The following is a 23,239-nucleotide window of genomic DNA, read 5'->3' on the forward strand; positions in this document are numbered from 1 at the left end:
CCTACTCCAGCACCACGGCCGTGCCGCTGGCAGACACCATCAACATGCCGTTGCCCTGGCCCAGCACTTCGTAATCCAGGTCCACCCCCACCACGGCATTCGCGCCCAATTCCTGGGCGCGTTCCTCCAGCTCCTTGAGCGCAATCTCGCGCGCCCGCTGCAGCTCGCGCTCATAGGTAGCCGAGCGCCCGCCCACGATGTCGCGCAGCCCGGCAAACAAATCCTTGAACACATTGGCGCCCAAAATCGCCTCGCCCGCGACCACGCCGCAGTAGCGGGTGATGCGGCGGCCTTCGATCTGGGGGGTGGTGGTGATGATCATGAGAAATCCTCGGTGGTGAGTGACGGAGATAAGCCTTGAGCGCCAAGCCGGCCGGCGATCGGCTCAATCCAGGCCAAAGAGTTGTGGCAGCATAGCCCCCTTTCCCGCATCCCCAACAGACCACGAATGCCCGACCTCGACCGACAGTTCGCCCACATGCGCACTGGCCAGATGTACAACGATTTGTCGCCCGAGCTGGTGGCGGCGCGGCAGCAGGCAGTGCTGCTGGCGAATGCCTACAACGAAGCGTTTGCCGGGCCTGCGGATGAAAGGCAGGCGCTGCTGGGGCGTCTGCTGGGCAGCATGGGTTCGCGCGTGCATTTCGAGCCGGGCTTTCGGTGCGAGTTCGGCCGCAACATCCATATAGGCGACAACTTCTACGCCAATTTCGACTGCATCATGCTCGACGGCGGCGGCATCCATATCGGCAACGATGTGCTGCTGGCCCCGCGCGTTGGCATCTATACGGCCAACCATGCGATCGATGCCGCCGAGCGCGCGGCGGGCGGCTGCTTTGCCAGGCCGGTGCACATTGGCAATCGGGTCTGGATCGGCGCGGGCTGTCATCTGAATCCGGGTGTGACGATTGGTGACGATTCCATCATCGGCTCGGGCAGCGTGGTCACGCGGGACATTCCGTCGGGAGTGATCGCTGCAGGGGTACCGTGCCGCGTGGTGCGCGCGATCACGGAGCAGGACAAGACCGGCTTTCTTGCCTAGGCCTGCATGATCCGGACTCCACGCGGCTGCCCGATCAGCCCCATAATCTGGCTTCAAAATTTCACGACACCAATGACACAGTCCCTCAAAGAACTCCTTGCGGCCAAGGCCGCGCTGGACATGGAAATTGCCAAGGCCCGCACCTCGGCGGCCGACGCTGCCCTGTCCAAGGTCCAGAAGCTGGTGACCGATTTCGGATTCACACAGCAGCAAGTGTTCCCCTACATCCCTGAAAAAACCAGTGCGCCGGCGAAGTATCGCGATCCGGCCACGGGAGCGACGTGGACAGGCCGGGGCAAGCCTCCGAACTGGATCAAGGACCAGGATCGCGAAGACTTCCTCATCGAAAGCAAACCCGAAGCGGCCCAAGGTCCGTTTCTCGCCGAAATGGCGGCAGCGGCAGCTCGCAACTGAAAGCGCTGCACACGGCGGCACGCAGGATGCCGTGCGATGCGGTGGAGTTCCGATGCGAAGGAATCTGTGCCTTCCGAAAAAAAGCCCTCTGAGCATTCAGCGGGCTTTTTTTCGGCCTGGCGCCGGCAGCGTAGTCACTGCCGGCATCTTTCGAGGGCGTGCATCGCGCTCCGGCAGGAGGACCAGCCGGGCGTTTGCGGCACCGCCAGCCCTCAGGCGTGGCTGACCGGGCAGCTGCCTGCCTTGCCCATGATGCTGTCCGCAGGCGCCTGCGCGCGGTCATTCAGGCCGTAGTCGCGCAGCACCTGGGTGACGCGCACGCGGTAGTCCTTGAAGATCTTGTCGCGGCCGGCGCGCTGGGCGCTGAGGTGGGCTTCCACGTTGCGCCACTGGACGACGGCTTCCTCGTCGCGCCAGGTGGTGACGGACATGACTTTCTCGGGGTTGAGCGTGCTCTGAAAGCATTCCACGGAGATGAACCCTTCCATGGGCTTGAGCATGGGGGTGAGCTTGTTGACCAGGTCCACATAGGTCTGGTTCTGGCCGGGCAAGGCCTGCAGTTCGAACAGTACGACAACCATCTTCAACTCTCCTTTTTTTCGGGAACAGAGATTCCGGCGCCGCGCAGCGCGGCTCCGGCGTGGGGGGAAATGGGTGAATGGGCGGCGCCGCAGGTTCAGCGGCTGCGCTCCAGGTTGGCCAGCCAGGCAGCCAGCACATCGCGCGCAGCCAGCGCCAGCAGGCCGCCGTATTTCTGGGCATCGGCGCGCAGGGTGCGCGGGTCCACCTTGGCCATGCCGAGCTCACAGGCATGGCCGACCAGCCAGCGCTCCAGCCGGGCCGCATCGGCCTCCAGATGGAATTGCAGGCCCAGCACCTGCGGGCCCACGGCGAAGGCCTGGTTGGCGCCGATGGCGGTGCCGGCCAGGTGCACGGCGCCTTCGGGAATGTCGAACTGGTCGCCATGCCAATGGAGCACGGGCACGCCGTCCAGTTTGGCCAGGGGCGAGGCCAGGCCGGCGTCGGTAAGCGTGAGCGGCGAAAAGCCGATTTCCTTGACGCCCAGCGGATAGACCCTGGCGCCCAGCGCGCGCGCAATGAGCTGGGCGCCCAGGCAGATGCCCAGCAGCGGCTTGCCGCTGTCCAGCCAGCGGCGCACGGCCGCCAGCTCCTGGGCGACGAAGGGATAAAGCGCCTCGTCATAGGCACCTATGGGGCCGCCCAGCACGACCAGCAGGTCGGCACGGCCCAGGTCCAGGGTGTCAAGCTCGCCGATGCTGGGATCGACGTACTGCACTTCGTAGCCGCGGCTGGCGAACTCGGCATGCAGGGTGCCCAGGTCTTCGAAGTGGATGTGGCGCAGCGCGATGGCTTTTTTCATGGGAGGAACTCAGGTGGATACAGGAGGGTGGCTTGGAACGTACGGAGCCCGTCAGGCGCCGGGCTTGAGATCGACGTGGATATGGCCCGCCGAGGGGAAGGTGCAGCAGGCCAAGGCATAGCCGGCTTCCTTTTCCCTGTCGCTGAGGCAAAAGTCCGCCTCCAGCCGTGAACTGCCTCCCGTGATGCGGATGCGGCAGCTGCCGCAGATGCCGGCCCGGCACTGGCTGCGGATGGCAATGCCCACGCCCTCCAGGATTTCCAGCAGGCTTTTGCCGGACGCGGCTTCGACAATCTGCCCGCTGTGCGCGATCTGCAGCTGGCATGGCTGCACCGCGTCGCCTGGCTGGGCGGTGGATGCGGCAGGCGGCGTGAAGGCCTCGATGTGCTGTATGGCACCGGGAAAGCAGGCCCGCGCATGCTCGCGAAAGGTCTGCGCAAAGGCGTGGCCACCACAGATGACCACTGCCTGGGGCTGGCCCAGCGCCAGCAGGGACTGCTGCGAGGGGCGGCCCGGCACGAAGGGGCCGTGGGCGGCAATGTCTTCGCGCGTGATGTGGATACGCAGGTCGAACCAGGGGGCCGTTTCGCACAGCTGCTGCAGCTCCTGCAGGAACGGAATGTCGGCCATGCGCGCGAAGCACAGCAGCAGCGTGGTGCGAGGCACGCGCTGGCCCTGCTGCTGCAGCCGGTCCAGTTCGCGCAGCAGCGCCAGCGGCAGGGTCAGGCCGATGCCGCCGGCCAGCATGACCAGGGAGTCCAGGCCCAGCACCAGGTCGGCCGTGATGTCACCGGCCACGTGGCCGAGCGGCAGCGTGGAGCCTGCGCGCAGCACTGCATGCATGTGGTCGGAGACGCTGCCCCGGCCCGAGCTTTTGACGGCAATGTCGAACTGGCCGGCGCCGTCGTGCTCGCTGCAGGGCTCGTAGCGGGTGATGGAGTACAGCCGCTGCTGCACGGCGCCACTGGCGTCGGCATGCTCGACGGCCACATGCCGGCCGGGCCGCAGGCCGCCGAGGAACTGCGCCGAGGCGCCCTGCACGCGCAGGGTGTAGACCATGACGCCGCCCGCCTCTGCCCGTGCCGCGGCGCAGCGCGCCAGCGTGCTGCCTGCCTGGAGGGCGGCGCTCATGCCTGCATCTCCTCGAGGACCGAGGACACCAGCGCCACGCTGCCGCCCAGGTTGCGGCCCGCCAGGCCGATGCGGTCGATCAGGCTTTGCACCGAGTCGGTGTAGACACCGATCTCGTTGCTGTCGCCCACGTCGTGCAGGATGTCGCGCGCATGCGGCATGCCGACCATGGTGAAGACGGTGGACCAGGCGCCCAGTTCGTTGTTGGCGAACATCTGCACGGTCTTGAGGATGATGGAGCGCAGGTAACTGCGCTCGCGGTTGCTCAGGCCCTGGACGATGTCGGTGGCCACCGAGCTGAAGACGCTGGAGTGGCTCCATTCGTCCACGGCGTGGGTGCGCGTGACCTCGTGGCAGATGGGCTGGATGGAGCGGTCCTCGGCCATGGTCTTGAGGTAGTCGGTGATCAGGGTCTCGCTGGCGCAGGCAATGGCGAAGCGCGCCAGGCGGCGCTCCCATTCCGCGCCGCACTGCGCCAGCACGCCGTTGCGCCAGCCGACGAGGTTGAAGTCCGCGTAGTCCAGCGGCGCCAGGCCGCGCATCTCGTAGATGTAGTTGCAGGCCATGATGGACATGCGGGTGTGCAGGGCCTCGTCCAGCAGGGCCTGGGACATGACGTCCTGCAGCAGCGCACGGTTGGCGCTGGGCGGCGGGGTCTTGATGATGTCCTCGCAGGCCGGCGTGACCACGTTGCACTCGATGTAGATGGTCTTGAGGTTGTAGATGCCCCAGGCGTAGGACAGGCATTGGTCGCGCAGGTGCTGGGGTGCCTCCACCCATGCCTGGTGATCGCGAAACGGCAGCAGCGAGGCGGTGAAGTCCTGCCGGGCGGGGTCGAACGCCAAGCCGCAGTAATCAGGCAGGTCCTGATTCACGGCCGCTCTTGACTTCCAGAGCAGGGACAGCTTTTTGAGCGCATCGCGCACGGCGTCATCTGTCCGAGAGATATCGAGATTCATTTTTCAACTCCGTGTGATTGAACTTGATTGATCTGAGTCAAATCGCCTATTCCCTCCCCCCGCTTTCTCCATCCGCCGCAATCACCGATGGCGCTGCAAATGACGATGCACATGGCGCTTCAAATGACGCCGCAGATGGCAGATACGTTGTCATGGATTTCTTCACTCTGTCATATTCCACCTTGAATCAATCTGCCCGACTGCAGATTTCGGATGATTCGTGGCGGTATTGGATCTCATGACTTTCAACGTCTGGCGGCGAATTCTATGGAGAGAGCATGGATTCAAACAGACCTATTTTCGTCAATGAACCAGACCGCTTTTTTCAACGGTTTACATTGGCATGCCACCTTAATTGGTCTGCTCACCCGCTGAAACATGGTCGGAATCAAGACAGCTGCACTTTGTAGACTGCCCATTACCGATGCGTCCTGGTTTCCAAATCCTTCCATAACCCGGGCGTTGCCGATTCCCGTGCTTCAGCGCCTCCAAGACAGCCAATGCGACATGGACGATTTATCGCTCCCCAAAATCAATTCACTGGATCTTCAACAGGCAGACAGCGAGGCCTGGGATGCCATCGCGGCCGAGCGGATTCGCCAGTCGCGCTCGATTGAATTGATTGCCTCTGAAAACTTCGTGAGCCGCGCGGTGATGGAGGCGCAGGGCTCGGTGTTGACCAACAAATACGCCGAGGGCTACCCGGGCGTGCGCTACTACGGCGGCTGCGCCAATGCCGATGCCGTGGAGAACCTGGCCATTGCGCGTGCCAAGGCGCTGTTCGGCTGCGCGCACGCCAATGTGCAGCCGCATTCGGGCAGCCAGGCCAACCAGGGCGTGTACCTGGCGTTCCTGGAGCCCGGCGACAAGATCATGGGGCTGGACCTGCGCTCGGGCGGTCACCTGACGCATGGCTCCCGCGTGAGCGTGTCGGGCAAGTGGTTCCAGTCCATCAGCTACGAGGTGGACGCCCGCTCCCAGCGCATCGACATGGACCAGGTGCGGCGCATTGCGCTGAAGGAGCGGCCCAGGCTCATCATTGCCGGTGGCTCGGCCTATTCACGGCAGATGGACTGGGCCGAGTTCCGGCGCATTGCCGACCGGGTGGGCGCCATCTTCATGGCCGACATCGCGCACGTGGCGGGGCTGGTGGCCGCAGGCGTGTTCCCCTCCCCCGTGGAGCACGCCCATGTGACCACGACCACCACGCACAAGACGCTGCGCGGGCCGCGCGGCGGCATGATCCTCTCGGCCGACGCCGAGATCGCCAGGCGCATAGACGCCGCCGTGTTTCCGGGCCTGCAGTCCGGCCCGCTGATGCATGTGGTGGCGGCCAAGGCGGTGGCGCTGGGCGAGGCGCTCAAGCCCGCCTTTCGCACCTATGCGCGGGCCGTGGTGGACAACGCCCGCGTGCTGTGCGACCGGCTTTCGCAGGGCGGACTGTCCGTGGTGTCCGCAGGCACGGACTGCCATCTGGGCGTGATCGACCTGCGCCCCTGGGAGCTGACGGGCAAGGCCGCCGAAACGGCGCTGGAGCAGATCGGCATCACGGTCAACAAGAACGCCGTGCCCGGCGACGGCGCGCGGCCGCTGGTGACCTCGGGCATCCGCGTGGGCAGCGCGGCCTGCACCACGCGCGGCATGGGCGCCGACGAGTTCCGCGAGATCGGCGACATGATTCTTGCCACACTGGGCGGCATACGCAGCGGCACCATGAACGCGCGCACGCTCAAGTCCATCCACGAAGGCGTGTCCGACCTCACCGGGCGCTTTCCCCTGCCCTATTGAGGCATGCAGCGTCCGGCTTCTCCCAACCTGTCAGGGTTTTCGCAGCGCGTTGGCCAGGCGCAGCACGGCGGCCTCGATCTCGTAGGCCGTGAGCGAGGCATAGCCCAGCAGCCAGCCCGGCTGCCGCTGCTCGCCCGCGTACAGGCGGCTGAGCCCCTGCAGCAGCACGCCGGCCGCGGCGGCGCGGCGGATGGTGTCTTCCTCGGACCAGCCGGGCTCCAGCAGGCAGGGCACCTGCATGCCGCCCTGGGGCCGTGGCGCGGTGACGATGCCGGCCAGGTGCCTGCCTATGGATTCGAGGATGACCTCGCGCCGCCCCGCGTACAGCTTGCGCATGGCCCGCACGTGGGAGTTGTAGTGGCCGTCTTCCATGAAGCGCGCCAGCGTCAGCTGCTGGATCTGGGGCGTGTGCCCGTCCATGATGCTGCGCGCTTGGACAAAGGCGCGCACCAGCTCCTGCGGCAAGGCCATGTAGCCCATGCGCAGGCCCGGGTACAGGGTCTTGCCGAAGGTGCCGATGTAGATGGTGCGCGCGTGCTTGTCCAGGCCTTGCACGCAGGCGGTGGGCATGCCGTCGTAGTGGAATTCGCTGTCGTAGTCGTCCTCGATGATCCAGCGCCCGCTCTCGAAGGCCCAGCGGATCAGGTCCAGCCGCCGCTCCAGCTGCATGGTGACGCCCGTGGGGTACTGGTGCGACGGCGTGACATAGACGCAGGTGGCGCCGCTGCGGTCGGCATGCAGCAGGTCCGTGCGTATGCCTTGCGCGTCCACGTCGATGGGCAGGACCTTGGCCTCGGCCGACTCGAAGGCCTTGCGGGCGCCGAAGTAGCCCGGGTTCTCCAGCAGGATGGGCCGGCCCGCATCCACCAGCAGCTGCGCGCACAGGAACAGCGCCTGCCGCGTGCTGCTGAGCACCACGATCTGCCCGGCGTCCACCTTGGCGCCACGCTCCAGGTTGAGGTAGGTGGCTATGGCCTTGCGCAGCGGCTCGGCGCCCTGCGGGTCGCCGTGCAGCAGGACGCTGGCCCGGTAGTCCTTGAGCGCCTGCCGCTGCAGCCGCTCCCAGACATCGGTGGGAAAGGTGCGCGTCTCGGGCAGGCCGGTGGCAAAGGCCCGAATGGTCTGCTGGTCGGCGATGCCGCCGCCGTCAACAATGGCCTGGCCGCGCCGGCTCAGGCCGGCGCCGGCCCTGCCCGCTGCGGCCACCTGGGCGCTGCGCTCGTGCTCGGGCGAGCGGCCGCGCCGCGCCGCCCGGCCCCGCAGCTCGGTGCCGATGGTCTCGGAGACATAGCTGCCCGATCCCTGGCGCCGCACGATGAAGCCGTCGCGGTGCAGCTGGGTGTAGGCGTTCTCCACCGTGTCGCGGGCAATGCCCAGCGAGTCGGCCAGCGAGCGCGTGGCCGGCAGCTTCAGGCCCGGCAGCAGCGCCCCATCCAGGATCAGCGCACGCATGGCGCGCTGCACCCGCTGGTGCAGGTCCAGCTGGCGCAGGTCGGCATCTCCCATGCGGATCTTCAGGGTCTCAAGCTCGAAGGTCTTGCTCATGCGGTCTGCCGCCTTTCATCTCATTGCACCTCTTGGGCAGGCCATTGTACTGACGCAAACGCTGCGCGCTCATTGCAAAGTGGTCTGAAACAAGAGAGCGAAGTGTATGGATCATTCAGTCCACTTCGGCGCTCAAATACCCCTTTCCCAAGACAGCCAGGAATCCAACCCCCAAGGAAAACGAGAAGACCATGCCTTCATCAGACACACACTCACCCCTTCGCTTCAGCGACCTCATCCACCCCGTGGTGGCCGGGCTGATCTCGGTCATCGTCAACTACGGCGGCACCTTCATCCTGGTGTTCCAGGCCGCCAAGGTGGCCGGCCTGAGCCCGGAACTCACGGCTTCGTGGGTGTGGTCGATTTCGATTGGCGTGGGCGTCACCGGGCTGGTGCTGAGCTGGCTCTCGCGCGAGCCCATCATCACGGCCTGGTCCACGCCGGCCGCCGCCTTCCTGGTGACGGCCCTGGCCACCACGCCGTATGCCGAGGCCGTGGGCGCCTATGTGGTGTCGGCCGCGGCCTTCGTGGTGCTGGGACTGTCGGGCTGGTTCGAGCGCGTGATCCGGCTGATTCCGCCCGGCGTGGCCTCGGGCCTGCTGGCGGGCATCCTGCTGCAGTTCGGCATCAAGGCCTTTGGCGGCATGAGCGTGGACCCGCTGCTGGCCGGCCTGCTGATCGTGGCCTACGTTCTGCTCAAGCGACTGACGGCGCGCTATGCGGTGGTCGGCATCCTGGCGCTGGGCCTGGCGTTCCTGCTGGCGCAGGACCGTGTGGACCTGTCCGGGCTGCAGCTGCGCTTTGCCGCGCCCGTGTTCACACGGCCGGAATTCACGCTCAACGCCCTGCTCAGCGTGGCCCTGCCGCTGTTCCTGATCACGCTGACCGGCCAGTACATGCCCGGCATGCTGGTGCTGCGCAACGACGGCTTCAAGACCAGCGCCAACCCCATCGTCACGCTCACGGGCCTGGGCTCGCTGCTGATGGCGCCGTTCGGCTCGCACGCCTTCAACATCGCCGCCATCACGGCCGCCATCTGCACGGGCAAGGAGGCGCATGAAGAGCCGTCCAGGCGCTGGATCGCAGGCATCGCTGCGGGCGTGTTCTACATCCTGGTGGGCGTGTTCGGCGTCACGCTGGCGGCCGTGTTCATGGCGTTCCCGGCCACCTTCATCACCACGCTGGCGGGTCTGGCGCTGCTGGGCACCATCGGCGGCAGCCTGGCCAATGCGCTGGCCGATGCCAAAACCCGCGAGGCCTCGCTGATCACCTTCCTGGCCGCCGCCGCCAACATTTCCATGCTGGGCATAGGCGGCGCCTTCTGGGGCCTGGTCATCGGCCTGGTCGCCCATGCCGTGCTCAACGGCCAGTGGCCGCGCCGGGCCGCCCGCAGCGAGGCGGGCACCGGCAACGTGCCCGCCGCCGATGCCGCCATCAAAAGGAGCTGAAACCATGTTTGCGACACAAGACACCACCGGCGGCACCGCCCAAGCCGCCGACACCCTGACCCGCCACGACCAGCACGGCCGCTATCCCCAGGCCGAGACGGTGGACGATTTCCGGCACAACCTGGCCACCGTGCAGGCGCGCATGGCCGCTGCGTGCCGCCGCGCAGGGCGCGACCCGGCCAGCGTGCGCCTGCTGCCCGTGAGCAAGACCAAGCCCGAGTCCAGCCTGCGCCTGGCCCACGCGGCGGGCTGCCGCATGCTGGGCGAGAACAAGGTGCAGGAAGCCTTCGGCAAGTGGGAGGCCATGCAGGACCTGGCCGATCTGCAGTGGTCCGTCATCGGCCACCTGCAGACCAACAAGGCCAGGCTGGTGGCACGCTTTGCCAGCGAGTTCCAGGCGCTGGACAACCTGCGCGTGGCCGAGGCGCTGGACCGCCGCCTGCAGGCCGAAGGCCGGGCGCTGGACGTGTTCGTGCAGGTCAACACCTCGGGCGAGGCCAGCAAGTACGGCCTGCCGCCCGACGAGGTGCAGGGATTTGTCCAGGCCCTGCCCGCCTTCAGTGCGCTGCGCGTGCGCGGCCTGATGACGCTGGCCCTGTTCTCCAGCGAGGCCGAGCGCGTGCGCCAGTGCTTCGTGCTGCTGCGCCGCCTGCGCGACCAGCTGCGCCAGAGCGCGCCGGCGGGCATCTCGCTGGACGAGTTGTCCATGGGCATGTCCGGCGACTTCGAGATCGCCATCGAGGAAGGCGCCACCGTGGTGCGCGTGGGCCAGGCCATCTTCGGCGCCCGCGCCCAGCCGGACAGCTTTTACTGGCCCGCAGGCGGCCCCGATCCTGCCGCCCTGGCACTGCCCTGAGCGCGCCCCCTCGCCACCCTTTTCGATTCAACCCTGACCCCGCTTGAGGACCTTGACATGCAAAAAGCCATGCAACCCCTTGATTCCCGCCTGATGAAGGCCTATGCCCGCCAGCCCGTGTCCTTCGTTCGTGGCCGTGGAGCCCTGCTGTGGGACGAGCACGGCACCGAATACCTGGACGCCATTGCCGGCGTGGCCGTGACCGCCCTGGGCCACGCGCACCCGGAAATCGCCGCCGTGATTGCCGAGCAGGCCGGCCTGCTGCTGCACACCTCCAACGTGTTCCGCATCGACTGGCAGGAACGCCTGGGCCAGCGCCTGTGCGCCCTGGCCGGCATGGAGACGGCCTTCTTCTGCAACTCCGGCGCCGAGGCCAACGAGGCCGCGCTCAAGCTGGCGCGCCTGCACGGCCACCGCAGGCAGGTGGCGCGGCCTCAGATCCTGGTGATGGACAACGGCTTTCACGGCCGCACGCTGGCCACGCTGTCGGCAACCGGCAACCCGGCCAAGCAGCGCGGCTTCGAGCCGCTGATGCCGGGCTTCGTGCGCGTGCCCTATGACGACATCGCGGCCGTGCACCACGCCGCCGCACAGCATGGCGACATCGTGGCCGTGCTGATCGAGCCCGTGCAGGGCGAAGGCGGCATCCGCCTGGCCAGCCCCGACTACCTGCGCCAGCTGCGCAGCCTGTGCGACCGGCATGGCTGGCTGCTGATGCTGGACGAGATCCAGACCGGCCTGGGACGCACCGGCGCCTGGTTCGGCCACCAGCACGCGGGCATCGCACCCGACGTGATGACCCTGGCCAAGGCCCTGGGCAACGGCATTCCGATCGGCGCCTGCCTGGCGCGCGGGCCTGCGGCCGACCTGATCTCGCCCGGCCAGCATGGCTCCACCTTCGGCGGCAACCCGCTGGCCTGCCGCGTGGGCTGCACGGTGCTGGACATCATGGAGAGCGAGGACATCCCCGGCCGCGCCAGGCAACTGGGCCGGCGCCTGCTCAACGGCCTGCAGCAGGCGCTGCACGGCCACCCCGACGTGCTGGCCGTGCGCGGCCAGGGCCTGATGGTGGGCATCGAGCTGAACCGCAACTGCCAGGACCTGGTGGGCCGCGCGCTGGCCCAGCAGCGCCTGCTGATCACGGTGACGCGCGAATCCACCATCCGCCTGCTGCCGCCGCTGATATGCGACGAGCGCCAGATCGACGACATCGTCGCCCGCCTGGCCTGTCTGCTGAAGCCGGCCAGCGCCGCGCAGGCAGGCGCGCCCGCGGCAGGCCAGCTGGCAGCTGCATGACCATCGACTCCCCCAGCCCTTGCCCCGACACAGGAACCACTCACCCATGTACGACGCATCCCTGACCCTGGCCGACTTCGACCTGCAGCTGGCCAAGGCCATCCAGAGCGAGAAACGCCGCCAGGAAGACCATGTGGAACTCATCGCTTCCGAAAACTACGCCAGCCCGCTGGTAATGGCGGTGCAGAACTCGGTCTTCACCAACAAGTACGCCGAGGGCTACCCCGGCAAGCGCTACTACAGCGGCTGCGAGAACGTGGACGTGGCCGAGCGCCTGGCCGTGGAACGCGCCATGGCGCTGTTCGACTGCGACTACGCCAACGTGCAGCCCCATGCCGGCGCCCAGGCCAATGCCGCCGTGTTCCTGGCGCTGGCCCAGCCCGGCGACACCGTCATGGGCATGAACCTGGCCCAGGGCGGCCACCTGACGCATGGCAACCCGTCCAACTTCTCGGGCCGCCACTACCGCATCGTCCCCTACGGCCTGGACCCCGCCACAGGCCTGATCGACTACGACGAGATGGAGCGCATCGCCCTGGAGCACCGGCCCCGCATGCTCATCGGCGGCTTCTCTGCCTACTCGCGCCACAAGGACTGGGCCCGCATGCGCGCCATTGCCGACAAGGTGGGCGCCGTGTTCTGGGTGGACATGGCCCATGTCGCAGGCCTGGTGGCCGCGGGCGAATACCCCAGCCCCCTGCCCCACGCGCATGTGGTCACCAGCACCACGCACAAGACGCTGCGCGGCCCGCGCGGCGGCCTGATCCTGTCCAAGGGACAGGACGAAACCTTCAACCGCCGCCTGAGCTCGGCCGTGTTCCCCGGCGTGCAGGGCGGGCCGCTGATGCATGTGATCGCCGCCAAGGCCGTCGCCTTCAAGGAGGCGCTGCAGCCCGGCTTCAAGGCCTACCAGCGCCAGGTGCTGGCCAACGCCCGGGCCATGGCCGCCGTGATCCAGCAGCGCGGCTACCGCATCGTCTCGGGCGGCACGGACAACCACCTGATGCTGATCGACCTGTCCGACCGCAGCTACACCGGCAAGGATGCCGACGCCGCGCTCAGCGAGGCGCACATCACCACCAACAAGAACACCGTGCCCAACGACCCGCGCTCGCCCTTCGTGACCTCGGGCCTGCGCATAGGCACGCCCGCCGTCACCACGCGCGGCTTCGGCCAGGCGCAGTGCGAACAGCTGGCCGGCTGGCTGTGCGATGTGCTCGATGCGCTGGACGCGCAGGAAGGCGCCCGCTTTGCCAAGGTGGCGGCGCAGGTGCGCGATCAGGTGACGGAGCTGTGCCGTCGGTATCCGGTGTATGAATGAACTACGGACATGAATCGCTCTCGGCACAGACAACAGCGCAGGGACTCCAAGCTACGTCCAGGCAAGAAGTAGAACCGCAGCAAGGACAGCAACTACCGGGAAAGGCGGTTTTTGATCCTGTCCACGCCGGCTTTGCCCAGCGCAAGTGATCGTCTTGCCGCCTCCTTCAACTGCGCGGGCTCTGGCAAAACCTGGCTGGCCAACGTACCCACTCGCAGGGCAGATTGCCGGACCTGGTTAACTGTCGAGTCGGCAGCATCACGCAACTCTTCCATGCTGGGCAAATTCTTGCTGGCTTCCCTCAGCGTACCGCCGACGCCGTCGGCAACTTGTGCAGCCCGGAGGCGGGCCTGAGTCCAAGCCTTGGACATCACCCCCTCCGGAACTTGCGAAAGCGTGGCAATGCAGGCATTCAGCAACGTGTGTTCAGACTCTGAAAGTGGTTTGCCAGTCTCCAGCAGAGACCTTAGAAAGTCACCCAGATCGGCAGCGATCGCCACATGATTGCAGTCCGGGTTGGCGTGGAGGAAGGTGGCAAGCTCTTGGGCAACGTCCTGCGGCTGACCCTGTCCAAGTTGGCTTTCCAGCAGCGGGACGGCCTGACCGACGAAATTCGGGTCAAACCCCCACTCTTCCACCAAATGCTCCACCAGCACGCTGCGCTGTTCCTGGTCGATTTTTCCGCCTACAGCAGCAATTCGTAGGGCAAGCGGTGCAATCAGGTCGAACAATGACAAGGCAAGCACATCGAGAGGCGTATTCAGGAATTTGGGGATCTCAATGACCCGAGATCCACGGCTGTTGGCAAACATGCGATAGAGCCCATAGCAAGCTCCTCCCGAGGCCAATGCAGCAAAAGCGACCCACCCAAGCGGTGTGGCAGCGGTTCCAATACCGATTGCGCCCAATAGCCCAGATGGCGCAAAGAATGTTGAAGCCACCAGACTCGACTTGGCGACTGCCGCGCCAGTTCCAGCAGCCCCCAGAACATCCCACAGCTCACGGCCCCGGTTGACCATTCGCAAAGAGCGATAGGCGTTCTCTCCAATCGCCAACTTTGCCTTGAACCGCAGCGGCTCGGCAACAACCTGCTCCACACCGTCCAGAGTGAAATTTTCGCTGGAAATTTCGTGGATTTGCTTCATGCCAGCGCCGCTTGGAATTGCGCAACAAACAGGCGAATCCTGTCTTGCAGATCTGGAGAATCCATCTCTTTCTTGGCTCCGTAGGCAATGCCCAATGCAATCGCCAGCGGGCTCAACAACGCTCCAAGTAATGTTCCTATCAGCGGTACTGCGCTCAACAATGCACCGACCACCAAGGCAACCGCTGTGGCGAATGCCAAGGTGGGGAACTGGTCTAACGTAAGAAAGATGAGATCAAGAATCTTCCGCCCGATGCGCACCAGTCGGCGTCCGACCTGCGATGACAAGCGCAGCAGATTGGCCAGGATGGCCTTCGCATCAGCGGAAACGTTCAAACCCTCGATTTTTTGAAGCAAGGCGCGTTCAGTGCGTTTGGTGTTCTGAAAGAATTTCGCCTCATTGGGTATTTCACCCTTGTCGTGATCATCAGGTTCGCTGTTTGACTGGCTCGCTTGCGGCACTATTTCCATGGCGGCGGCTTGTATCAGTGAAGAAAGGACACGGAACGGAAGCCTGCATTATGTCGTTACACATGCCCGCGATCTGCATGGCTTCATCAGTCGAAGCCCATTCTTTTCATTCGTCATGACACCGGCATGCTCCGCACTGCCTTGAACCCCGTCAAGGACTGGCGCAGGCGCCGTCCATCCCAGCCATCTCCGCCAGCTTCTGCATGCGCGAGCGCTGCTCCAGGCAGGCCTGGTGCTGGGCTTCGGCCGCCTTTTGCTGCGCCAGCTTCGCGGCCTTGGCGCGCTCGGCCTGCAGCTGGGCAATGCGCTCGCGGATCTGGGGCATGGCGGCCACGGCGGCCTTTTCGCCTTCAAGAATGGCGCTGGCGCGCTGGGTGAAGTCGGCCGGGCCGATGTCCAGCACCTTGGGGCGGATGGTGATATCGGCGCGGGCCAGCTCGGCCTGGCCCAGCTTCTGGCCCATGATGGCAATGGACTGGCCCAGGGCGCCCAGCATGTTCTCGGGCGCCTTGCCGCGGGCCTTGTTGGAGATGTCCACGGCGATCACCAGGTCGGCGCCCAGCTGGCGCGCGGCGTCCACGGGCACGGGGCTGGTGATGCCGCCATCGACGAAGTGGAACTTGCCGATGGCCACGGGCTGGAACACACCCGGAATGCTGCTGGAGGCACGCACCGCCTGCCCCGTATTGCCGCGCGCGAACACGGTGCGCTCGCCGTCTTCCAGCCGCGTGGACACCGCCACGAAGGGCTTGGCCAGTTGCTCCAGCGGCTTGCGGCCCACCTGCTCGTTCACATAGTCTTCCAGCTTCTGGCCCACCAGCAGGCCGCCCGAGGACAGCTGCAGGTCGCGGATCCTGGTCTCATCCAGCGCCACGGCCTTTTCCTGCAGCTCGAAGGCGTTCATGCCGCCCGCATACAGCGCCCCCACCACGCTGCCCGCGCTGGTGCCGGACACCACCGCAGGCGCAAGGCCATTCGCTTCCAGCATCTTGATGACGCCGATATGGGCAAAGCCCTTCACGGCCCCGCCGCCCAGGGCCAGACCGATCCTGATGGGCGCCACGGGTGTGCCCGGCGCGGTGGGCGTGGACTCGGGCGTGGCCGCCGAGGGGCTGGGCGGGTTGCTGCCGCAAGCGGCCAGCCCCGCCAGGCTCAGGTACACCAGTGGACGCAAAAGGGCTTGGAGGCGCATGCCGGAAGATCCTGCTGTCGGATGACGAGATTCGGGGCGGGCAGTATAGCGGCAGGGGCAAACCACCACCGGCGACGCATCATGCTGCGGACGGCAAAGGGCGCCCTGGGGTCGCTCAGGGATGCGTGGGCTCAAACCGCTGGATTCGCGCCAGCACGTCCGCCATGGCATCGCGGGCTTCGGCAAGGTCGTAGTCGGACTGCAGGTTGAGCCAGCTTTGCGCGTCCGTGCCAAAGAAGACCGCAAGGCGCAGCGCCGTATCCGCCGTGATGCCGCGCATACCCTTCACGATCTCGTTGATGCGCCGGGGCGGAACATCGATGGCCTTTGCCAACGCGTACTGGCTCAGGCCCATGGGTTCGAGCCACTCCTGCATCAGGATTTCTCCTGGGTGCGGCCATTTGACTTCGCGGGTCATGTTGTAGTCCTTTCAGTGGTAATCCACGATCTCGACCTGGCTGGCATGGCCATCTGCCCAGACGAAGCAAAGGCGCCATTGCTCATTGATCCGAATGCTGTACTGGCCCCTGCGGCTTCCTTGAAGGGCCTCCAGTCTGTTGCCTGGCGGAATGCGCAGGAACTCCAGGGAGGTCGCTGCGTTCAGCTGCACCAGCTTGCGCATGGCAGCGGCCTCCAGGTTGGCGAACCGCGCAACGCGCTTGCCAAGCATCAATGCCTGGGTGTCTGCACATCTGAAATCGAGGATCATGGATCAATAATAACGACTCCCGTTATTAGCTGATGCTTACCCCGCCTGCAGCTAGGCCCTCTTGCATCAACTCCGGGGACTGAGCAACTCCCGCATCCCCTGCACAGCCTCCCGCAAAAACCCCCAGACCGCCTCGATGCGCTGAACCTGCCGGGCATCCGAGGGCATGCTCATCCAGAAGGTGCGGGTGAAGCAGGCCTCGGCGGGCAGCACGCGGCTGAGCACGGGGTCGCGGTCGGCGATGAAGGCGGGCAGCACGGCCAGGCCGGCGCCGGCGCGCACGGCCTCGTACTGGGCGGTGATGCTGGTGCTGCGAAAGGCAAAGCGCTCGGGCTGGAACAGGGTGGACAGCAGCTGCAGCTCGCGCGTGAACAGCAGGTCGTCCACGTAGTGGATGAAGCTGTGGTGGCGCAGGTCCTCGGTGCGCGCCACCAGCGGGCGGCGCGCAAGGTATTCGCGCTGGCCGTAGAGGAAGAGCCGGTAGTCGGTGAGCTTGGTGACCACGGCCGAGCCGCGCGTGGGGCGCTCCAGCGAGATGACGATGTCAGCCTCGCGCCGCGACAGATGCAGCAGGCGCGGCAGGGCCAGCAGGTCGATGCTCAGCAGCGGATGGCGCTGCGTCAGCGCGGCCAGCTGCGGGGCCAGCAGCTGGGTGCCGAAGCCCTCGGTGGCGCCCACGCGCACCAGGCCGGACGGGCCCTGGCTGGCGGATTCGGCCGCCAGCGGCATGCGCTCCAGCCCGGCGGCGGCGCGCTGCATGGCGTCTGCCACGCCCAGCAGCTGTCGGCCGGCCTCCGTGGGCCGCCATTGGCCCGCTTCGCGTTCGAAGAGCACGGCCCCCAGCTGCTTTTCCAGGGCCTGGATGCGGCGCGACACCGTGGTGTGCTCCACGCCCAGTTGCCGCGCGGCGGCAGCCATGCTGCCGCTGCGCGCCAGCTCGCCAAAGAATCTCAGGTGGTCCCAATCCATGGGTCGAGGCCGCCTCAGTCGGCTGCGGCGCGGCGCGCGGCCAGCGTGCTGGGCGCACGCGCCAGCTCGTCGTTTTGCCGCACCAGGACGGCCATCATGTCCATGAACAGGCCCCGCTGCTCCTGCGGCAGCGGCTCCAGCATGCGCTGCTGGGCCCGCAGCACCGAGGGCTCGGCAGCGGCCAGCAGCGCAGCGCCTTCTGCGGTGACCGACAGCAGGCGCACGCGCCGGTCGGCCGGGCTGGTGTTGCGCACCATGAGGCCGCGCGCCTCCAGCCGGTCGATGACGCTGCCAATGGTCGAGGTATCGAAGCCGATCATCCGCGCCAGCGTGCGCTGGTCCACGCCGGGCTGGCGCAGCACGGCCGACAGCGCCGCGTACTGCACGGGGGTCACGCCGAATTCCTGGGTCTCCTCCATGAAGACGGCCACCGCGATCTGCTGCAGGCGGCGGATGTGGTAGCCGGGGTAGTTTTCTAGTTCTGCGGGTTGGTAGTCCATGGCCATTGCGCTCTTTTCCGGGTCCCTGCGGGCAAGCGCAGATGTTCGCATGAACCGCGCCCTCCGTTGGCCTTGGCTGGCAGACAGGTGATTCACCCGGACACGCTGTCCGCCGTCGTTTTGCCTGCATCCAGGGAAACCCCAGGCTGGCCTGATGCAAATCAACACTACACTCATCGTCAGCATACTGTTTAATTATTCGCGACGCAGCTGACCCGCAGGCTGGCGACACGCACCACGAAGCACAGGACATCCATGAGCACCAGCATTTCTTCCCGGGCGCTGCCCGTTCTTGTGGCAGGCGGCGGCATTGGCGGCGTGGCGGCCGCTCTGGCCCTGGCGCGCCAGGGATTTGCCGTCAAGGTGCTGGAGCAGGCGCCGCAGCTGGGCGAGATCGGCGCCGGCATACAGCTGGGGCCCAACGCATTCGCGGCCTTCGACGCGCTGGGCATTGGCGAGCTGGCCCGTGGCCGCGCGGTCTATACCGACGAGATGGTGATGCACGACGCGCTCGATGAGCGGCTGGTCGGCCGCATTCCCACGGGCGAGGCGTTTCGCGCCCGCTTCGGCAACCCGTATGCGGTGATCCACCGCGCCGACATCCACACCTCGCTGCTCGAAGGCGCGCGCACCCACGGTCAAATCGAGACGCTGACAGGCACCCGCATCGAAGCCGTGCAGCAGGAGGGCGACACCGTCACCGTGCGCGACCAGCACGGTCAGGTCCATGTGGGCCAGGCCCTGATCGGCGCCGATGGGGTGAAGTCCGTGGTGCGCCAGCAGTACGTGGGCGATGCGGCGCGTGTCTCCGGCCACGTGGTGTACCGCGCCGTGGTGGAGAAGACCGACTTCCCCGAGGACCTGCGCTGGAACGCGGCCAGCATCTGGGTCGGCCCCAACTACCACCTGGTGCACTACCCACTGCGCGGCGGCGAGCAGTACAACGTGGTCGTCACCTTCCACAGCCGCGAGCGGGAGGAATGGGGCGTGCGCGAGGGCAGCCGCCAAGAGGTGCAAAGCTACTACAGCGACTGCTGCCCGCGCGCGCGCCAGCTCATAGACCTGCCCAAAAGCTGGAAGCGCTGGGCCACGGCCGACCGCGAGCCCATTGGCCAGTGGAGCTTCGGCCGCGCCACGCTGCTGGGCGATGCGGCCCACCCTACCCTGCAGTACATCGCCCAGGGCGCCTGCATGGCGCTGGAAGACGCGGTGACGCTGGGCCAGGCGCTCAAGCGCTGCGGCAACGACTGGCCGCAGGCGCTGCGGCTGTACGAGCGCTCGCGCATCGCCCGCACGGCGCGCGTGGTGCTGTCCGCGCGCGAGATGGGCCGCATCTTCCACGCCAGCGGCGTGGAGCGTCTGGTGCGCAACGACCTCTGGAAGGGCCGCACGCCCCAGCGTTTCTACGACGCCATGGAATGGCTGTACGGCTGGAAGGCCGAAACCTGCCTCGCCGAAGACTGAACACAAGGAGACCGCCATGCAAGAACTTGGCCGCCTGGAAGACCTGCCCCAGGACTACCGCGACGAACTCACGCGCAACAACCTGGTGCCGCTGTGGCCCAGCCTGCGCAACGTGATGCCGCCGCACACGCCGCGCCCGCGCACCCAGCCCATTGCCTGGCCCTACCAGGCCATCCGCCCGCTGCTGATGCAGGCCGGCGAGCTGACGCCCATCGAAAAGGCCGAGCGCCGCGTGCTGGTGCTGGCCAACCCCGGCCATGGGCTGGAGAAGATGCAGGCCAGCTCCTCCATCTACCTGGGCATGCAGCTGCTGCTGCCCGGCGAGTGGGCGCCCTCGCACCGCCACACGCCCAATGCCGTGCGCATGGTGGTGGAAGGCCAGGGCGCATGGAGCCTGGTCGATGGCGAGAAATGCCCCATGGAGCGCGGCGACCTGATCCTCACGCCCACGGGGCTGTGGCACGAGCATGGCCACGACGGCGACGAGCCCGTGGTCTGGCTCGATGTGCTGGACCTGCCCCTGGCCTACTACCTGGAAGTCACCTACCACGTGGACGGCCCGCGCCAGCCCGCCCTGCCCGGCCGTGGCGACCGGGCGTATGCGCGCGGCGGCCTGGCACCCACGCAGGTGTTCGCCCGCAGCGCCAAGGCCTACCCCATGCTGCGCTACCCGTGGAGGGATGCCCGCGCCGCGCTGCTGGAGCTGGCCGCCGACCGGCCGGACCTGGACTGCGTGCAGCTGGCCTACACCAACCCCGAAACCGGGGCCGACTGCGAAAACATCCTGGGCTTCTACGCACTGATGCTGCGCCCGGGCCAGACGCTGCAGCTGCCCGCGCGCTCGCCGGCCTGCGTGTTCCATGTCATCGAGGGCGGCGCCAGCGTGGCCGCCGTGGACCGCCATTTCGACCTGGCCCCGGCCGACACCTGCTGCGTGCCCGGCTGGGCGCCCGCCACGCTGGCCAATGCCAGCGCCAGCGAGCCCGCCTTCCTCTTCCTGGCCGACGAGGCTCCTTTGCACCGAAAGCTGGGCCTCTACGAAGTCCGGCCTTGAATCCTCCGATGTCTCTTTACTCCCCCATCGCCAATACCATGACCGCCCCCCAATACCTCTGGACCCCGCCCCCCGTCCAATCCCTGCCCGTGCGCGGCAGCACGCAGCGCCTGCCTGTGAACCGCCTGTTCTTCGTGGGCCGCAACTACCACGCCCATGCCGTCGAGATGGGCCGCCCGGTGGACAAGAGCGTGGAGCGCCCCTTCTACTTCACCAAGGCCCCCTCCACCCTGACCGAATCGGGTGCCACCGTGGCCTACCCACCCGAGACGAACGACTACCACTTCGAGATGGAACTGGTGGTGGCCATCGGCAAGGCGGGCTTTCGCATTGCGGCGGACCAGGCGCATGAACACATCTACGGCTACGCCTGCGGCCTGGACATGACGCGCCGCGACCTGCAGCTGGTGGCGCGCGACAAGGGCCGGCCCTGGGACCTGGGCAAGGATGTGGAGCAGTCCTCGGTGGCCAGCGAGATCGTGCCCATGCCGGGCCAGGTGATCGAATCCGGCGCCATTGCGCTGGCCGTCAATGGCGAGACCAGGCAGCAGTCCGACGTGGACAAGCTGATCTGGAACATCCGCGAAATCATTGCCGACCTCTCGCTGTTCTATCACCTGCAGCCCGGCGACCTGATCTACACGGGCACGCCCGAAGGCGTGGGCGCCGTGCTGCCGGGCGACCGCATCACCGGCCATGTGCAGGGCGTGGGCGAGATCGCGCTCACCGTGGGCCAGCCTGAATAAGACCGGGGAGACCATCACCATGAAGCTCTACAGCTTTTTCCGCAGCGGCACCTCGCACCGCCTGCGCATCGCGCTCAACCTCAAAGGCGTGCGCCCTGACTATTTCCCCGTGGACCTGCGCGTGGACGAGCAGGCCCAGGCGCCGTTCAAGCAGGTCAACCCGCAGGGCCTGGTGCCGGCGCTGACGCTGGACGATGGCCGCACGCTGATCCAGTCGCCGGCCATCATCGAATGGCTGGAGGAGCGCCACCCCGAGCCGCCGCTGCTTCCCGCCGACCCTGAGGAACGCGCCCAGGTGCGCGCGCTGGCCGCCATCGTGGGCTGCGACGTGCATCCCATCAACAACCGCCGCATCCTGCAGACCCTGCGCCGCCAGTTCGGTGCGGACGAGGCCGCCATCAACGCCTGGTGCGCCACCTGGATTGCCGACGGCTTCGATGCCATCGAGGCCCTGCTGGCCCGCGACACGCGGCGCGGCGACTTCTGCTTCGGCCACGCACCCACGCTGGCCGATGTCTACCTGGTGCCCCAGGTCGAAAGCGCACGCCGCTTTGGCGTGGACCTGGACCGCTGGCCGCTGATCAGCGCTGTGGACAGGGCCTGCGCGGCCCTGCCAGCCTTTGCACAGGCTGCGCCCCTGGCCCAGCCTGACGCCGGCTGAACCCCGCCGCACCTTCGCCGGCAGCCCTACCCCGCCCCGAGTCCTCGCCAGAAGGACCGGGGCATTGCAAGCAGTGAAAAAAGCAGATCCAACAGGAGACAGACTGTGAAAGCATCCCCATCCAACCGCCTCGGCGCCGCCCCCTCCCGCCGCAAGGCCCTTGCAGGCGCCGCCCTGTTGCTGGCCTCCATCGCCCCGCTGCATTGCGCCTGGGCACAGGCAGGCTCCAGCAGCGCCGCCAGCTTTCCCACGCGCCCCGTCACCGTGATCACGGCCTTTGCCGTGGGCAGCGGCCCTGACGCCGTGCTGCGCATCGTGGGAGAAAAGCTTGCCGCCCGCTGGAAGCAGGGCGTGACCGTGGACAACCGCCCCGGCGGCGGCGGCTTTGTCGCCATCGAAGCCGCACGCCGCGCCAAGCCCGACGGCTACACCCTGCTGCAGCTCGACAGCGAACATGTCTCCGCCCTGCCCTACCTCTACAAGCAGCGCAACTTCCATCCGCTGCAGCACTTCGACCCCGTGGCGCCGCTGTTCCTCACGCCCTTCTTCGTCGCCGTGCCCACGAACTCGCCCTGGAAAAGCATGGGCGACCTGATCAAGGCGGCCAAGTCGGAGCCCGGCAAGGTCAGCTACGGCTCCTGGGGCGTGGGAAGCCCCGGCCACCTGGGCGGCGAATGGCTGGACTTCCTGACCGGCAGCAAGATGACCCATGTGCCCTACCGCGAGGTCAGCCAGCTCTACACCTCGGTGGCCAATGGCGATCCGGCCTGGAGCTTTGCCAGCATTCCCTCCAGCCAGGGCATCTACAAATCCGGAAAGATCCGCTACCTGGCCGTGGCCGCGCCCCAGCGCATCGCCCAGATGCCCGACGTGCCCACCGTGGCCGAGTCGGGCGGCCCCGCCGACCTCATCGTGAACTCCTTCGTCTCCCTGCTGGCGCCCAAAGGCGTGGACGCCGCCCTGCGCGACAGGATCCATGCCGACGTGGTCGCCGTGCTGCAGGACCCGCAGGTGCGCGAGAAATTCGCCACCTTCGCCTTCCAGCCCATCACCTGGGAAGTGCCGGAAATGGAGAAATTCGCCAGGACCAAGGCGGACCAGTACAAGCTGCTGATCCAGAAGGCGAACATCAGCCTGGATTGAGCCCG

25 protein-coding genes are annotated in these 23,239 nt (G+C 66.9%); 12 read left to right on the forward strand and 13 right to left on the reverse strand.

Going from position 1 to position 23,239, the window contains the following annotated elements; all coding sequences use genetic code 11:
* Window position 1: 1 nt before the first annotated feature.
* The gene (locus tag IAE24_RS22160; RefSeq protein WP_012205554.1) at window positions 2-322 is read right to left on the reverse strand and encodes a heavy metal-binding domain-containing protein; all 321 of its coding nucleotides are present in this window, start codon (window positions 320-322) and stop codon (window positions 2-4) included.
* A 126-nt stretch (window positions 323-448) separates the two neighbouring features.
* Between IAE24_RS22160 and IAE24_RS22165 the strand changes: the two genes are divergently transcribed.
* Window positions 449-1,042 (forward strand): sugar O-acetyltransferase, encoded by a 594-nt coding sequence (locus tag IAE24_RS22165; protein WP_199961680.1) that lies wholly within the window; start codon window positions 449-451, stop codon window positions 1,040-1,042.
* Window positions 1,043-1,114: 72 nt separating this feature from the next.
* Window positions 1,115-1,456 carry an H-NS histone family protein gene (locus tag IAE24_RS22170; protein WP_013802462.1) on the forward strand — a complete coding sequence of 114 codons (342 nt, stop codon included), beginning with the start codon at window positions 1,115-1,117 and terminating at the stop codon, window positions 1,454-1,456.
* Between the two features lie 212 nt (window positions 1,457-1,668).
* Here the strand turns inward: IAE24_RS22170 and IAE24_RS22175 are convergent, their stop codons facing one another.
* From IAE24_RS22175 to IAE24_RS22190, 4 genes are all read right to left on the reverse strand, one after another.
* Window positions 1,669-2,037, reverse strand: coding sequence for an antibiotic biosynthesis monooxygenase family protein (locus IAE24_RS22175; protein ID WP_012205544.1), 369 nt, complete (start codon window positions 2,035-2,037; stop codon window positions 1,669-1,671).
* Window positions 2,038-2,132: 95 nt separating this feature from the next.
* Complete coding sequence (locus IAE24_RS22180) at window positions 2,133-2,837, reverse strand: glutamine amidotransferase (RefSeq protein WP_199961679.1); 705 nt, start codon at window positions 2,835-2,837, stop codon at window positions 2,133-2,135.
* A gap of 51 nt (window positions 2,838-2,888) precedes the next feature.
* Window positions 2,889-3,968 carry a 2Fe-2S iron-sulfur cluster-binding protein gene (locus tag IAE24_RS22185; protein ID WP_199961678.1) on the reverse strand — a complete coding sequence of 360 codons (1,080 nt, stop codon included), beginning with the start codon at window positions 3,966-3,968 and terminating at the stop codon, window positions 2,889-2,891.
* Window positions 3,965-4,927 carry an AurF N-oxygenase family protein gene (locus IAE24_RS22190; protein ID WP_012205541.1) on the reverse strand — a complete coding sequence of 321 codons (963 nt, stop codon included), beginning with the start codon at window positions 4,925-4,927 and terminating at the stop codon, window positions 3,965-3,967. Before IAE24_RS22190 ends, IAE24_RS22185 begins: the two co-directional genes overlap by 4 nt.
* Window positions 4,928-5,434: 507 nt before the next feature.
* On the opposite strand from IAE24_RS22190, the gene IAE24_RS22195 reads away from it, so the two are divergent.
* On the forward strand, window positions 5,435-6,715 hold the full coding sequence (locus tag IAE24_RS22195; protein WP_170962038.1) for a serine hydroxymethyltransferase: 1,281 nt from the start codon (window positions 5,435-5,437) through the stop codon (window positions 6,713-6,715).
* A 30-nt stretch (window positions 6,716-6,745) separates the two neighbouring features.
* On the opposite strand, the gene pdxR is transcribed toward IAE24_RS22195, so the two are convergent.
* The gene (pdxR, locus tag IAE24_RS22200; RefSeq protein WP_013802466.1) at window positions 6,746-8,260 is read right to left on the reverse strand and encodes a MocR-like pyridoxine biosynthesis transcription factor PdxR; all 1,515 of its coding nucleotides are present in this window, start codon (window positions 8,258-8,260) and stop codon (window positions 6,746-6,748) included.
* Window positions 8,261-8,451: 191 nt separating this feature from the next.
* Here pdxR and IAE24_RS22205 point away from each other — a divergent pair, with 191 nt between their 5' ends.
* Genes IAE24_RS22205 through glyA form a run of 4 tightly spaced genes read left to right on the forward strand, consistent with a single transcriptional unit; the run spans window position 8,452 to window position 13,181 of the window.
* A complete protein-coding gene (locus IAE24_RS22205) occupies window positions 8,452-9,708 on the forward strand; it encodes a benzoate/H(+) symporter BenE family transporter (protein WP_012205538.1) in 1,257 nt (418 codons plus the stop codon).
* Between the two features lie 4 nt (window positions 9,709-9,712).
* Window positions 9,713-10,564 (forward strand): YggS family pyridoxal phosphate-dependent enzyme, encoded by an 852-nt coding sequence (locus tag IAE24_RS22210; RefSeq protein ID WP_012205537.1) that lies wholly within the window; start codon window positions 9,713-9,715, stop codon window positions 10,562-10,564.
* 57 nt (window positions 10,565-10,621) lie between these two features.
* Window positions 10,622-11,860, forward strand: a complete 1,239-nt coding sequence (locus IAE24_RS22215; protein WP_442778760.1) for an aspartate aminotransferase family protein — start codon at window positions 10,622-10,624, stop codon at window positions 11,858-11,860.
* A 46-nt stretch (window positions 11,861-11,906) separates the two neighbouring features.
* On the forward strand, window positions 11,907-13,181 hold the full coding sequence (glyA, locus tag IAE24_RS22220; protein WP_013802470.1) for a serine hydroxymethyltransferase: 1,275 nt from the start codon (window positions 11,907-11,909) through the stop codon (window positions 13,179-13,181).
* 92 nt (window positions 13,182-13,273) lie between these two features.
* On the opposite strand, the gene IAE24_RS22225 is transcribed toward glyA, so the two are convergent.
* The 7 genes from IAE24_RS22225 to IAE24_RS22255 form a co-directional block, all read right to left on the reverse strand.
* Window positions 13,274-14,326 (reverse strand): hypothetical protein, encoded by a 1,053-nt coding sequence (locus tag IAE24_RS22225; protein ID WP_199961675.1) that lies wholly within the window; start codon window positions 14,324-14,326, stop codon window positions 13,274-13,276.
* Window positions 14,323-14,796 (reverse strand): hypothetical protein, encoded by a 474-nt coding sequence (locus tag IAE24_RS22230; protein WP_199961674.1) that lies wholly within the window; start codon window positions 14,794-14,796, stop codon window positions 14,323-14,325. The genes IAE24_RS22225 and IAE24_RS22230 overlap by 4 nt, the downstream gene beginning before the upstream one ends.
* Before the next feature lie 151 nt (window positions 14,797-14,947).
* Window positions 14,948-15,988, reverse strand: a complete 1,041-nt coding sequence (locus tag IAE24_RS22235; protein ID WP_199961673.1) for a patatin-like phospholipase family protein — start codon at window positions 15,986-15,988, stop codon at window positions 14,948-14,950.
* 115 nt (window positions 15,989-16,103) lie between these two features.
* Window positions 16,104-16,406: a HigA family addiction module antitoxin gene (locus IAE24_RS22240; protein ID WP_043791964.1), complete on the reverse strand. Its 303-nt coding sequence runs from the start codon at window positions 16,404-16,406 to the stop codon at window positions 16,104-16,106.
* A 12-nt stretch (window positions 16,407-16,418) separates the two neighbouring features.
* Window positions 16,419-16,697, reverse strand: coding sequence for a type II toxin-antitoxin system RelE/ParE family toxin (locus IAE24_RS22245; protein ID WP_013802475.1), 279 nt, complete (start codon window positions 16,695-16,697; stop codon window positions 16,419-16,421).
* 66 nt (window positions 16,698-16,763) lie between these two features.
* Window positions 16,764-17,666: a LysR family transcriptional regulator gene (locus tag IAE24_RS22250; RefSeq protein WP_063326189.1), complete on the reverse strand. Its 903-nt coding sequence runs from the start codon at window positions 17,664-17,666 to the stop codon at window positions 16,764-16,766.
* A 14-nt stretch (window positions 17,667-17,680) separates the two neighbouring features.
* On the reverse strand, window positions 17,681-18,217 hold the full coding sequence (locus tag IAE24_RS22255) for a MarR family winged helix-turn-helix transcriptional regulator (RefSeq protein WP_012205532.1): 537 nt from the start codon (window positions 18,215-18,217) through the stop codon (window positions 17,681-17,683).
* Window positions 18,218-18,421: 204 nt separating this feature from the next.
* Between IAE24_RS22255 and IAE24_RS22260 the strand changes: the two genes are divergently transcribed.
* From IAE24_RS22260 to IAE24_RS22280, 5 genes are all read left to right on the forward strand, one after another.
* Entirely contained in the window at window positions 18,422-19,630 is a 1,209-nt protein-coding gene (locus IAE24_RS22260; RefSeq protein WP_199961672.1) for a 3-hydroxybenzoate 6-monooxygenase, read from the forward strand.
* 16 nt (window positions 19,631-19,646) lie between these two features.
* Window positions 19,647-20,684, forward strand: coding sequence for a cupin domain-containing protein (locus tag IAE24_RS22265; RefSeq protein ID WP_199961671.1), 1,038 nt, complete (start codon window positions 19,647-19,649; stop codon window positions 20,682-20,684).
* Window positions 20,685-20,722: 38 nt separating this feature from the next.
* Complete coding sequence (locus IAE24_RS22270; protein WP_200016388.1) at window positions 20,723-21,430, forward strand: fumarylacetoacetate hydrolase family protein; 708 nt, start codon at window positions 20,723-20,725, stop codon at window positions 21,428-21,430.
* A gap of 19 nt (window positions 21,431-21,449) precedes the next feature.
* Window positions 21,450-22,091, forward strand: coding sequence for a maleylacetoacetate isomerase (gene maiA, locus IAE24_RS22275; protein ID WP_199962518.1), 642 nt, complete (start codon window positions 21,450-21,452; stop codon window positions 22,089-22,091).
* Window positions 22,092-22,196: 105 nt separating this feature from the next.
* Window positions 22,197-23,234 carry a Bug family tripartite tricarboxylate transporter substrate binding protein gene (locus tag IAE24_RS22280; RefSeq protein WP_199962519.1) on the forward strand — a complete coding sequence of 346 codons (1,038 nt, stop codon included), beginning with the start codon at window positions 22,197-22,199 and terminating at the stop codon, window positions 23,232-23,234.
* The last annotated feature ends 5 nt before the right edge of the window (window positions 23,235-23,239 follow it).

Source organism: Delftia sp. S65 (assembly GCF_016516495.1).
GTDB lineage: Bacteria > Pseudomonadota > Gammaproteobacteria > Burkholderiales > Burkholderiaceae_C > Comamonas > Comamonas acidovorans.